This is a genomic window from Thioalkalivibrio sp. HK1 (genome assembly GCA_000583135.1).
Taxonomy (GTDB): domain Bacteria; phylum Pseudomonadota; class Gammaproteobacteria; order HK1; family HK1; genus HK1.
This window is the reverse complement of record JFBG01000017.1, coordinates 1-13,342: the sequence shown is the minus strand read 5'-3', so window position 1 is coordinate 13,342 and position 13,342 is coordinate 1. Positions and strand designations below refer to the sequence as shown.

Sequence of the window (13,342 nt, the reverse complement as noted above, 5' to 3'; positions counted from 1 at the left end):
AGTCAATTCAGTCGGCACAGGGACCTTGGGTACCTGTGTGGATTGTACGTTCGAATCCTTGACATCGTGGATTGCTGCGCTCATTTTCATGCACTCCTTGGTGGTCACCCTGTTTTTGACGGTTATGCCCAAGGCCAACACCCATCGCTTTCAGCAAGCGAGCGAGTCCATGGTGCATTTTTCCGAGTAATACCCGACGATTTTACCCTAAAAGGATGCGTCTGCGAAAATGCGCCGCTCGCCCGAAGCCTCCCGCTTCGCTCTCGAGCAGGACGGGAAGCGGGCAGTGTAGCGCACCAAAGCCATCGAGACACCCCGCGCGGGGGGTTGCACATCCGCTTCAAAGCGCAGGGCTCGATCAAGCCCTCGACCGAACGCCCGTCTCTCGCCTGATACATACAGCGTATCTTGCAGCGTCTCTCGAATACCCAAGGCGGATGCCCGAAACAGGCATCCGCCTTTTCTTGCAAGCCTTCGAGATCGGGGCAACCCTTAGCCCTGCAAGCGTCGCATGGCTCTCAATCCCAGCCAGAGGCTCAGGCACATCGCCAGCAGCACCACGGCGAAGGGGATGCCGGTGGTGACCGAAGCCGCCTGCAAGGCCCCGAGCCCTCCGGCAACCAGCAAGATGATCGCCACCAATCCCTCGAAGATGGCCCAAAACACCCGCTGCGCAACCGGAGCGTCGGTCTTGCCCCCGGCGGTGATGGTATCGATGACCAGCGAGCCCGAATCCGATGAGGTCACGAAGAAGACCACGACCAAGATGATCGCAAGCGGAGCGCTGATGGCCGCCAGCGGCAATCCCTCGAGCATCAAAAACAGTTTCAACGGCAGCGCCGCTTCGCCCAAGGCGGTATTGCCCGCCGCGACCTGCTCGATGGCGGTGGTGCCGAAGGAGGTCATCCACAGCAGCGACACCAACGAGGGAATGATCAATACGCATACGAGGAACTCGCGCACGGTGCGGCCGCGGGAAACCCGAGCGATGAACATGCCCACGAAGGGCGACCAGGATATCCACCAAGCCCAGTAGAAGGCGGTCCAGCCGTTGTAAAAATTGGTGTCCTCGCGGCCGATGAAATTCGACAGGGACGGCAACTCGGCCAAATAAGCCGCCAGATTGCTGAACAAGCCGCTGAATATCGCCACCGTCGGACCGGCGATGATCACCAAGAGCAGGAGCACCAGCGCCAAGATCATGTTGATTTCGCTCAGACGCTTGACCCCGGCATGCAAACCGAGCACCACGGAGACGAGCGCGAAAGCGGTGATCACCACGATCAATATCGCCTCGCTGGCGGTGCCTGCCGGAATGCCGAAGAGGTGATTGAGACCGGCAACGGCCTGCGATGCTCCGAAACCCAAGGAGGTCGCCAGCCCGAACAAGGTGGCGAAAACCGCGAGGATATCGATGATATGGCCCGGCCAACCCCAAACCCGCTCACCCAGCAAGGGATGGAAGATGGAGCGAATGCTCATCGGCAACTTGCAGTTGAAAGTGAAAAAGGCCAGCGATAGCCCGACAACGGCATACATGGCCCATGGGTGCAGGCCCCAGTGGAAGACAGTGGCAGCCATGCTCAAACGAGCGGCGGCGGCTTCATCCCCGGCCGCCCCCGCCAAGGGAGCCCAACTCTCGGGGGTGCCGGCATCGGCCGCCAGCGATGATGTGTAGTGCGATAGGGGCTCGGATACGCCGAAGAACATGAGGCCGATGCCCATGCCCGCCGAGAAGAGCATGGCGAACCAAGCGGGATAGGTGAAATCGGGCTTGGCGTCATCACCCCCCAAGCGGATCTTGCCGTAGGGCGAAATCGCCAAGACGATGCAAAAGAGAATGAAGATATTGCCGGAAATGGCGAGCAGCCAGTTGAAGTTATTGGTGGCCGCAGGGCGCAATTTGCCGAAAAATTCGCTGGCTTGTTCTTGGAACACTGCCGTGAGCACCACGAAGGCGATGATCACGATCCCGGAAATGAAGAAGACCGGGTTGTGGATATCCAGACCCAAGACCCGAACATTGTGCTCGCCCAAGGTATGCTTGGTCGTGAGCGGGGTCGATTCGCTTTTGCCTATTTTGTCCATCTCTCCTCCCTCCTCTTTTTTTATCTCGATCGGTACCTTGATCTGGTCGATTACGGCCACCTGAAAACATCGTCGAGCGAACGATCGAGGGATCGGCAAGAACGGTGGACGAAGCCGAAGAGACCATGACGGAGTCTATCGGGGTAATCTACAATATTCCGGATATGTCTTTTCGAAAATCCTTGGCCCTCGGGTCAGTCGCTCCATCGATCGAAAACCCCAAGGAGATCCGACATCATGATCGATCCTCGAAAGCTCGACGAGTTCGCCCAGCGCATCCAGCAAGCCATGCCTCCGGGAGTCGCCGCCATCGGGGATGACATGCGCCGCAACCTCAAAGCGGCGATCGAAACCGCCGTTGCCCAGATGGATCTGGTGGGAAGGGAGGAATTCGATATCCAAGCCGCGGTGCTTGCCCGCACCCGAGAAAAGGTCTCGGCCTTGGAAGAGCGGGTAAAAAAGCTCGAAGAGGCCGATCAAAGCGATGCCCCTCAATCATCCTCGAACTCGAACTGACGCCTTCGTTTTCATCGCAAGCAGGCATCGAAGGCAACCCCCGAGACCTTCGAGCGCAGCCCCTTCCATCGCATCGAACGCTCGGCAGGCCCGACCCCCGCTCCCGACCACCCACCGATACGCCTTCGAAGACCTCCCCGCACTTGACTCGTCGACACTCAACCCCCTCGGGAGGCGCTCGCACACCCGATCGGGGGCGATATCCACGCTCGAAATGAAGTGATCGGTGGATGACATTCCGACCGCCGCACAAACATCGGAATTCTCTTGATAATCCTAGCGCACCACGGGAATCATTCAAAGAATGGATTCGTTGACATGTGATTCTCGAAATAAAGCATCAAACATAGGCTATATATCGCCGCGTCATCTCGCTCTTTGTTATTACACCCGCTTTCCAATCACAACGAGCAAGCGCCTAGGCGCGGACTTTCGGCTTTTCCACATTGTGATGCCGTACCATGGATAGGCATCGTTGCCATATCAAGATATCGATCTCATTCGAATTCTGATGACAAAATGTCGTATTATCCGGATTCTCCGGGCGATAGATGGATGATCGTGCGTTAGTGCGTGCGTCCGGCTACCCATCTCCTGATTTCATTATCGCGAGCATTGCATGTGTCGGACGTCGCTACCGCACCCTCGTCCGAATCCGCCGTCCCGCCTACTTCCTCGTCGGAATCCCCTGTCGCCGAGCCGCCGGCATTACCGGCAACCCAAGAAACGTTTCTCGGATCGTAGTCGAGCAGTGCAAGCAGCTCGGCGGACCTATGTTCTCCCACCCCAAATCGATTCATTATCCGAGCGATCCCGTAGGGAGTCTCGAGACACGGGGAATAATCCGGAAGCAACCCCCGCTTTCGCCGATCGGCTCCGGCAGCGATCAGAATCTTTACACCTTCGGTATATGCGTAAGAGGCAGCATAATGTAGTGCGTTAAATCCATTACCCGCATGGCATTCAATGACGATATTGGGCGATTGACTGATCACTTGTTTCAACTGCGCCGTGTTCTTGGCTGCGATATGCCCGAGCAATGCGCTGAACTTGGTGCGCTCGGCAACCGAGTTGTCCGTGCAAATGAGATTGGTTATCGGCGGAGGCTGCGCCGATACCGAAACCGGCGCAAGACAGAGCGCAAGCGAGCCGACAATGGCGCATAAAAGACCGCCACAAACCGGCCGCCTGACCTCGAGGGTCTGGTGATGGGACATGATGAATCGCTCCGATACGGCAATAGGGTCAACGAGAGAAATATAGCAAATTGCAATCCAAATAACAACCGGCCGTATCGATTGTCAACCACCCCGACTCATCGATCGACGGGCATTCCAGCACCCTTTTCGCAGGAGATCCTCGCTTCGAGAAAGGGAACACTCTTCTCTCCTGCCATCCGTGGTGCGGGGGCGATGGTCTTTCGCGATCCGGCTTGGCTCGACCGGGCAGCCCCGGTCGATCGGTATTCGCCTCGTCCCCGACTCTCGTGAGGGATCCGATGACGGATGAGCGGCTGACATGATCCTCGGCTCGTGAATGACAATTCGAGCATCGCTCATATCCATAGAGAGCAACCTCGATCGATGACCTTGTTCTTGCGCCCATTGCAGACTATCCAATCCGCCTTCCAAGGAAGATCACACGCCCCGGTTATCCTTTGCCATATTCATAGTCCGCCTTGAATTTCTCTCATCAAATTATTTACTTGTAAAATTATCCAATGTATCATCGGGGCATTAAGTATTCTTTACCTTAAATATCGGCACGAGCATAAAATCTCCGAAAAATCATATTCATCTATTGGAAATCAGATCTCAATGCGACAGAGAAGTGGCTATCTACTCCATGCTTTTTGTCAATCATGCGACGACGGCATCAGTGTCAATCGCTGCTTCAAACCGTTCATTCGATTCTGGGGAACAATGCCTTCGTGTTGCAATCGGCCCACAACGACCGCCGGATGAATCCCCAGTTCTTTGGAAAATTCTTCGATGGAATCCACGGTTTTGAGTTCCAAAAGACGATTCGCCGATTCAGGCGGGATCAGAAAATCCGCCGCCCATCGGTTGGCTTCATCCTCCTCGGCGCTCTCCAATGAATTCTTACCATCACCAAGATCATCGAGATATATCGCATTGCGCTCTTTTTCGCTGTTTCCATGCAACAGGATATGCGCCGCTTCGTGAAAGAAAGTGAACCAAAAACGGTCATTCCACTTTCCATATAAAGAAATCTGAATGAGCGGTCGGGTCGGTGATAACCATCGGGCCACTCCGCTCACCCTCGCACCTCGTATCGCAGGTATGAAGGCCAAAACCACTCCGGCGTTTTTCAACGACATGCGCATGGAGTGCACAAATGTCCGAGGCGACACAACCGTCAACCGTCGGATTTCGGTTAGCGCTTCTTCGAAGCATGTCCGATCGAAGTCCGGCCCTTCCCAATTCTCGGCTTGGATCTCGCCCAAACGCAACCAAGCGGCAATCGCCCCCGAATCACTTTTCCCCGTACTGGTGCGCCGATAACGCCCCGGCGTCGTACCATTGGATCCGTAGACACGATGCCATTCATCGGGCGATGCCACGCCGAAAAAACGAAGGCATCCATCGACAATAGCGGGCTTGTTCTTCTCGACTAGACGACTTTTAAGAATTGCACCACATTCCATCAATTGCTTGACCGGCAAAATATCCAGCCAATCTGTCCATTCCGCGAGTCGCTCAGCACGGCGTTTGCGCTCCAATCCTTCTCGATAGTATGCCTCGCGACGAAGCCAGAAAGCAGCCGTGCTGCCTATTACGCGTTCCAAGCGGAAAGCGATGTCCTCCGACAATGGGATTTCGCCCTCGATCAAGCGATCGATTTTTCGCTTATCAAGGCCTAATCGGTCGGCAAGTTCATGCCGAGTCCAGCCTCGCTCTTCCGAGGCATCGGATATCGTATCTCCCGGCGGGGAGAGCCAATCCGAGTCGATATGTGTGTTTGAATCAGCCATGGTGGTAATTCTCTATCTCTTCGATGATGATATTGGTCACCTTCTCGTATGCTTGACTCAACTCCAAACGGGCGGTGATATCGTAGGATCTCCGGCTATCGGTGTCTATCCAGCTGCCGCCATCGCTAATCGGCTTATCGTAGGTCAGGTACTTCGAAGAATCGATGCGACGGGCGAGCAAGTCAGCCGCAATCTCCGGTATCGACCTGTCATCATCTTCCATATCGAGCTCGCGGATGGCCTCGATCTGACCCGGCCACAGATCCAAAGGCTCGCCCGCCTCTCTCGCGGCGGCAATGGCTTGTCGTGCGCACTCGATAGCGGCATCCGGATCGGCGGAGTCGATGGGGGTGATGTCGATGGCTTCGATGATCAGGTAGCCGTTGGACTCCAGATATCTTCCCTCCCGATAACGCGCTTCGCGGCGCATCCAAAAGGAGGCCGTGCTGCCCAATTCGCACTCCAAACGAGCGGCAATCTCTTGAGACAGAGGAGTGTCGCCCTTGAGCAGATCCTTCATGGTCTTTTCATCGAGATTCAATCTATCGGCGAGTTCGCACTCGGTCCAACCTCGATCTTCCGAGACATCGGATATCGTATCCCCCGGCGGGGAAAACCAACCCGCCTTGATCGATGAGCTTGGATTGAGCATGGTGATAGCCCCTGATTTCTTCAATGATAGTTATTGATGTCTTCGACACAAACAGCGGTCACTTTACTTCGATCAATACCGCCATCGGCGTGCTTCGGCTCTTGATCGCCATGATTCGGCGAGAATATCAGTCCTTTTCCATCAGCGAGCCTTAGCGTGAATGTCCCATCTCGGTTGAATTTCAGAGGATGGCGGTGGCTCTCACCGAAACATCGGCGGGCGGGCGTCTTTCCAAGCTCCGTTATCGGCGGCAGAAGCAACGGCGGCGTGCACTGCGGCGACCGAGCGCAGGCCGTCAGTAGCGTTCGGCAAGCCGTCTCGGGGGTTGCCGTTGATGATATCGGCAATATCGACATAGATATTCGCCACCGCCAAGAGAAATCCCTCGGGATGGGCTATCGCCACTCGGGTAAGGCGGGAGGCGTCCTCGTACAACCCGCTTTCGCCCTTTTCGATAATCTGAGTGCGTCCGTGAAGCGGGGTGTGGATCAACTGATTCGGATGCTCGCTGGCCCAGCGCAGACCGCCGGTTTCGCCGAAGACCTGAATCTCGAAGCCGTGCTGCCGACCGATGGCAACCGATGAAGTCCAAAGCCGCCCTGCCGCCCCCTTGGACATCCGAAAATTGACCATCGCATCGTCTTCGAGCGCTCGGCCGGCGATGGTGGAGACGAAATCGGCCGACAACTCGCCGACTTGATCGTCGCAAATAAAACTCGCCAAGTGCAGGGCATGGATGCCGCAGTCGGCAAATTGACCCGACACTCCGGCCGTCGCCGGGTCATAACGCCAGCGAACGCGGGGGTTGTCGGCATCGGCGGCATCCCCGTGGTGCCCATGGCTGAATTCGCTGACGACCAAGCGAACCTTGCCGATCTCCCCGGCTCGAACCATCGCCCGGGCTTGGCGAACCATGGGATAGGCGGAATAGCAATAGTTCACCGCACAGACCTTGCCCGAGTCTTTGGCGATGCGGACGATCTCCTCACCCTCTTGCACGCTCATCGTCATCGGCTTTTCGCATAGCACGTTGAAACCAGCTAGCAAAAAAGCCTTGGTCAGTTCGAAGTGCGTGCTATTGGGCGTTGCGATGGTGACGAGGTCGATACGATCATCGCGAGCGCGCTCGCCTTCGAGCATCTCCCGCCAATCGCCGTAGGCACGATCAGGGGCGATCCCGAGCCGCCGAGCATAGTCACGACCGACATCCGGCCGATGATCCAGCGCCCCGGCCACCATCTCGAAGAGCCCGTCGACCTGCGCCCCCAAGCGATGCGCCGGACCGATCTGGCTGCCCTCGCCCCCACCGATCATGCCCCATTTCAGTTTGGTCATCTTGTGCGTTTCTCCTCTATCCGCCTTGGTCTCGACCTACCACCCTCCATCAAACTCATCTGCCATGCGCCCCCGAAAGGAGAGGGACGATAGACCTATATCCAACACTCTTATATCGCTCCACTGGAATAATTTTTGAAAATTTTAACACGATAGCATTTTCCATCAAGGAAACAATCAATGAATTTCATATAGACATGAAAAAATATAATATTAAATTTCACACATTCGTCACATGCATGATTTTTCAGATGTTCAAGAAAAATGATGATACCGAGAAAGCATGATAAAGTCATGCATGAAATCTTGATGTTTCAAGGTCATAGAGCATCCAGAGCGATCATCGAATTTGACCATCCATGTTCGTAGAAAAAACTCTACGTAGCTATTGACATCATCCCAAAGGCTGGTACAATCCATCCCGATTCAGATTGGCTTGGGCGCTGGCAGGAAAAGCCTTAGCCATCCGAGCAAAAGCATCACCATAAAAAAACCGGAAGCTGCGAACACAGTTGCCGTCAAAAAAACCACCGAAAATCACTTCCAACCACCAACAAAAGGAGAACAACCATGACCTGCTCTTCAACCAAACCCCGAGGACAAAAACCCGATAACTCTCCTACGAGGACGCCAAAAATGAAACAGCGAGATCCACAAAACCATCGAAATCTCTGCACTAAGGGTAAATCTCGAAGTGCCCGCACCAAGAGTTACCGAAAACCATGCTGGATATTTGTCCAGCGAGTCAGGAAAGCGTTTGGCGCTTCGAGTCAAGCACAAAACAGCAAGGTCACCATTATATCCGAAGAGGACAAGCGCATGAAGTCGCCGATCCCTGTAAATAGCCGACATCTTTGCACCAAAGGGAGCCATCGAAGGATACATGAACGACATCCCTTGAAAGAAGGCGAGAAAATCGATCCGAAAGAATAGCCTAGCCCTCTTGGATTCAAAGGACAGGTCAAAGGCCGTTCCTCTCTTTGATGGTGTTCCTTTGAAAGCGATCGGCCGATACAGTGCCCCCTGCAGCACCAAGGGGGCACCGCATCGGCCCTTTTCCCTCGTTGGAATCCCGCCCTATTCCTCTTCGAACTGGTGGCTGGTGAACTTCAGCGTGCGGCCGTTTTCGTTGACCGTGCGGACGACTTGCTCGGGGGCGCCGGAGGGGAATTCGGCTTCTATGTCGAGGCTGATCTTGACCTTGGAGTCGATGAGGCCTGCCAGATGGGAGATGACCTCGTCCGCAACTCGGGCGGCATCTCGTCCGACTCGATCGACATCGAGTTCCACGGTGCCGTGGAAGCGTTTGGGTTGGATAGGCCTAAGCGACGGGGGCAAAGTATCGCCGAGCATATCGGCTGTTGAATCTTGTGGGTGCTCGGTGGCGGTCTCATAACCACCTGCCGCCTTCGCCTCTTGCGCAGCGCTCGCCTCTTTCAATTCCTCCTGCCGGGTTTCGGCATCGATCTGTCGGCGGGCGACATCGGACTTGACCAACAGTCCGCCATCCGATCCCGATAGATTGATGTTTTGTCCGCAGCGAATCCCCCGATAGCGCTCGGCCTGTTCATCGTAACTATCGGCGAAAGCGAAAGTGTCTCGCTCCCAAGTCAAAGACGAGACCCCGTCTTCTATCGCATCCAAGAGCACTTTGGATTTTTCGAGTCGGGATAGGTAGGGATATTTGGCGAAATCTTCGAGGATCTGCTTGATAGAGACATGATCGCCCCGCCAAAGCGGTACGCGATCGAGTTCCATTTTCAAGGATGTCCCGGCGTACCTTTTGACCAGCATATCACCGCTTCTCAACTTCTTGGCGGCGCGCACCGCCAACTTGTCCTGCCCCGAAAGGCGCATGGCCTCCCATTCGATAGTCTGCGCTTTGGGATCCCCCTGTACCGGAGCCAGCAACCACTGATAGGTCTCCGGGATTCGAGCATCGACCGTGCTCGAGTCCTCGTCCTTGCGATTTTGCGCTTGCTTCATCTGATGCGCAGAAAGATCGAGAGACTCCTTTTCATCGACGATCGATTTCCACGCAAGGTAGTAGCGAACCCCCTGCATCAAATCCTGCAAGCGGGTCTCATCGGCGGCGAGAAAAACGAGCGTATTACGATAGATTCGCGGCGAGGTGCCTCGATTTTCCAATATCGCCTTGGCCGCAACTTCGGCTGCGTTCTCCTTGTCCTTGCCCTTTTGATAGGGATGATTCGTCCCGAGCACCACCAAGCCTGCATCGAAATCCTCATCGGAAATATCCTGCCCCGATCGCGGCAAGATATGAACGCGAGCGAAATCCCCGCGATCTAACAATTGGCTTTTGATTCGTTTTTCCAACTCCTGCACCGTTTTATCGTCATCTCGCTCGAGTTGCTGCGCCCGCTCTTCCGCAAGTTTCGTCACCGTCGGCTGCGTGGAATACCAATACTTCGAGCCGTCCTGATAGAGATAGGTGGCAGATCCGGCAAGACGACGTAACGCATCCCCGAATACCGTCGGCTGCTCGCCGGGCAAGACGCACCCTAATTTGACCCGCCGATCTTCGAGCCCCCGATGCGCCGCCCCCGCACTCGGGGCGGAGCCCAAGTAAATCGTTCGCGCCACCCGCCGACAAGCGGAATACTTGCCAAGGCTCGATACTTCGCTATCGATGCGTGAAGGCAGCGAGCCGCTACCATCCACATCCTTTTCGATCACCGGTATCCAGTGATCATCCAAATAACGCGTCAGTTCGAACTGAACAACACTATCGTCGATAGCGATATGCGCCGGCATAATCAACGGATTTTTATCACCCTTATCCCATAGACCGTGGATAACGGCCGACATCAAACGCAGCACTCCCCGCGTTCTTTGAAACTTCAAAAGGGTCGACCAATCGCTATACAGCCGATCGAATATCTCCGGATGAATCGGGTAGGCATCCTTGATCCGCTTTTCGTAATCGCTCTCTTTGCATTCGGGCGGGAACTCCTGATGCTTGGATCGATAGAACTCGGCGAACACCCGCGCCGTCACATCTCTATCTTTGTATTGCCCAGGGTCCGAAAAAGGCTCAAAGAGACGCCGCCTGACGATCTCGAAACCCTCTTCCGCACTCGCCGGCCGCCAAGGGGATTCCAAACGACCGATCACATTGCGCAAGCGATCCAACGCCTCGCGGCCGCGCTGACCGCCGACCTCCACATCGTCGGCGCGGGTATGCGGCGAATCCCCTGCATTATCGGAAGCCGGCAAACTGATGACCAACAAACAGTTTGCGGATAACTTGGCCGACTCCGTCAACGCCTGCGCGAAACTGAACTGGGTTTCGAAACTACCGGCGGGGAGATCGCTCTGATCGTGAAGTTGACGGGCATAAGCGACCCATTCATCGATCAGGATGATGCAAGGCCCGTATCGATTGAAGAGCTCTCGCAGGCGATCGCCGGGATTGGTGGCTTTTTCATCGTCGGCGGCGATCGCCTCATAAGCCTCTTTTCCACCCAACTGCCAAGCAAGTTCCCCCCAAAGGGTCGAAACCCTCGTGCCATCTTCTTTGACAACCGGATTGCCCGGGGATATCTTGTTGCCCACCAATACCACCCGGCGGGCATCCGGAATTCGATCCACCTGCGCTTGCTGCATGATGGTATCGATACCTGCCAACTGCGTGGCATCGGCACCGGAAAAGAGATGATAGAGCGCCAATATCGAGTGCGTTTTACCGCCCCCGAAGTTGGTTTGCAGCTGAATCACCGGATCGCCGCCCTTGCCGGAAAGGCGATGCAAAGCACCGGTCATCAATCGTTTGAGACTCTCGGTGAGATAGGTGCGGCGAAAGAACTCACAAGGGTCTCGATATTCATCGTTGCCCTCTCCCAAATGCACCTGCCAAAGATCGGCGGCGAATTCCGCCTGTTGATAGCGACCGCCGGCAACATCCGGATGCGGATTGACAACCTCGCGCCAAGGTTTCAGATTCGCGACATCCGCACTTTCGATCAACGCCCCTTGCTTGCGTCTTTCACCGCGGGTTTGCTCCTCGAAGCGGATGCGCAGCACCTCTTGTTTGGCTCGTTCTATCTCTTCCGATTGCGGAGCCGACACCGCCGCCAAGAGCCGCCCGATGGAATCGAGCGTTCGATAGACATCGTCGCTCGAAAACTTCTCCTGATGCGCCCATCGATTTCGAATCGCTTTTATCTCAAATACCAACGTACGATCCGCCGAGCCAAGTATTATGTTGAAAACCTCCTTCCACTTATCCAATAGCACCTTCAACAAGGCGGATACATCCCACTGCGCCATCGGCTTATCCGCCAACATCGGATCGTTCAGGTATTCCTGAAAATCATGCCCTTCGACCCGACCGGAATTGATGGCCGACTTGATTTCGCGCTCGACAAAAGGTGCAAGACCCTCTTTGAGAAGGTCAAGGGCCTTGCTGACTCGTTCGCTATGGGTGATTGCCATGGTATTCTCCGCTGGTCGGTTCTCATTCGTTATCAGAAAGTCAGCCTAGATCCATAGAGCCTTGGTCAGGCGAAACCCTGGATTTCTCCCGCGCAAGCCGCACGATCTCGGGCCAACTTCTAACCAGTTCGTTATAGGGACGAGCCTCGGCATCACGCTTTTTACGCTCGCACAGGCTATAAAGCCGATAACAAAGTTCGCGGGCGCTCTCGACTTGCGAACCGAGGCTATTGAATACTTCGGCAGCCGCCGCCTCACCATCGGATTGATGCGCTTGCACCAAATGATGCAAAGCCTTCCAAACGGTCATACGAGAATCGGCCAAAGACTCTTGCTTGAACTCGCTCGGCTTGAGAAGCCGAACCTTCCCACCGGCCGAGCGGATGATATCGGCGCCTACCAATCCTTGGGGAGATGTACCCTTGGCCTTGGAAAGCAACTCCGCATCCCCGTAATCCCCCTCACCGAAGCCGTTTTGCTCGAACCAGATCAATGCCCAACGACTCTCGGCATCGAAATCGCCCTCTTGCTCCGCTAGGATCTCATCCAAAATCCGATTGATCCAAACCAATGCCTCCCGAACAGATAGTTTCTCCCCTTCGGCATTGATGACCTTCTCATAGCGCGTATAAACCGCCATCCCGGGTCCGATCACCGCCTGCGCCAAATCCACCGGCGCGATATTGCCGCGCTGTAAATGCATCAAAGCCGGGGGGAGCTCGGCCTTCAGTCGGGCGAGGAATTCTCGGGTAGTGGCGGTAGGTGCGTCTTTCGGACGTCTGCGGCAGACTAGGACGATGCTGGAGGCTAGGGCATTCGTGCCCAAGGTGATCATCCGGGATGCCCCCTCGCTACGTATTGGTAGGGTCCCCGTAATCAAAAAACCGGCACTGATTACTGCATCAAGAAAGGTTTCCCAACCAGTGCTGGCTTTATCATTATCTCCTTTACTTTCCTGCTGCTTAAAAGCGTAATAGATAGTCAGCGGAAAGGCTGGATGAGATTGCACGGAGAGACGATGCATGACTTTTGTCATGCCATCAAGGAAAAAAATTTCGGCTTCTTTCCTATCGCCATGAATTGAGCGACTAGCAACTAATTCTTCTTTTTTAGGGGTAGCGAGGGTGAAAAAAATCTCCGGATAGATCGACCCTATCAAGCGGCGTAGCCAGAGATAGAAGAAATCGGAAAGCTCCGCATAAAAAATATTGTCATAATAGGGAGGATCTGTAGAGACAATCTTGTCTTTTGAACAATCGCTTGATGCTGCGTCCAGTTGATCAGCATACCCCCCCCCCCCC

At 55.0% G+C, this 13,342-nt stretch carries 9 protein-coding genes; 2 read left to right on the top strand and 7 right to left on the bottom strand.

The genetic code is table 11. The annotated features are described in order from the left end of the window. The coding region (locus BF99_RS22820; protein ID WP_231471320.1) for a hypothetical protein at positions 1-190 on the top strand (190 nt) is incomplete at its 5' end. A 302-nt stretch (positions 191-492) separates the two neighbouring features. Here the strand turns inward: BF99_RS22820 and BF99_RS0106230 are convergent. After that, the gene (locus BF99_RS0106230; RefSeq protein WP_025770195.1) at positions 493-2,088 is read right to left on the bottom strand and encodes a BCCT family transporter; all 1,596 of its coding nucleotides are present in this window, start codon (positions 2,086-2,088) and stop codon (positions 493-495) included. A gap of 237 nt (positions 2,089-2,325) precedes the next feature. Here BF99_RS0106230 and ubiK point away from each other — a divergent pair, with 237 nt between their 5' ends. After that, positions 2,326-2,604 carry a ubiquinone biosynthesis accessory factor UbiK gene (gene ubiK / locus BF99_RS0106225; protein WP_025770194.1) on the top strand — a complete coding sequence of 93 codons (279 nt, stop codon included), beginning with the start codon at positions 2,326-2,328 and terminating at the stop codon, positions 2,602-2,604. Between the two features lie 566 nt (positions 2,605-3,170). Here ubiK and BF99_RS0106215 read toward each other — a convergent pair. From BF99_RS0106215 to BF99_RS23325, 6 genes are all read right to left on the bottom strand, one after another. Beyond that, complete coding sequence (locus BF99_RS0106215) at positions 3,171-3,821, bottom strand: ankyrin repeat domain-containing protein (RefSeq protein ID WP_025770192.1); 651 nt, start codon at positions 3,819-3,821, stop codon at positions 3,171-3,173. A 638-nt stretch (positions 3,822-4,459) separates the two neighbouring features. Further along, positions 4,460-5,599: an ImmA/IrrE family metallo-endopeptidase gene (locus BF99_RS0106205; protein WP_025770190.1), complete on the bottom strand. Its 1,140-nt coding sequence runs from the start codon at positions 5,597-5,599 to the stop codon at positions 4,460-4,462. Then, positions 5,592-6,251, bottom strand: a complete 660-nt coding sequence (locus BF99_RS23330; protein WP_025770189.1) for a helix-turn-helix transcriptional regulator — start codon at positions 6,249-6,251, stop codon at positions 5,592-5,594. Before BF99_RS23330 ends, BF99_RS0106205 begins: the two co-directional genes overlap by 8 nt. Before the next feature lie 201 nt (positions 6,252-6,452). Beyond that, positions 6,453-7,586 (bottom strand): Gfo/Idh/MocA family protein, encoded by a 1,134-nt coding sequence (locus BF99_RS0106195; RefSeq protein WP_025770188.1) that lies wholly within the window; start codon positions 7,584-7,586, stop codon positions 6,453-6,455. A 1,077-nt stretch (positions 7,587-8,663) separates the two neighbouring features. Continuing rightward, positions 8,664-12,041 (bottom strand): DUF499 domain-containing protein, encoded by a 3,378-nt coding sequence (locus BF99_RS0106185; RefSeq protein ID WP_025770186.1) that lies wholly within the window; start codon positions 12,039-12,041, stop codon positions 8,664-8,666. A gap of 40 nt (positions 12,042-12,081) precedes the next feature. Then, positions 12,082-13,342, bottom strand: a 1,261-nt coding sequence (locus tag BF99_RS23325) for a DUF1156 domain-containing protein (protein ID WP_025770185.1), incomplete at its 5' end; no start/stop codon positions are given.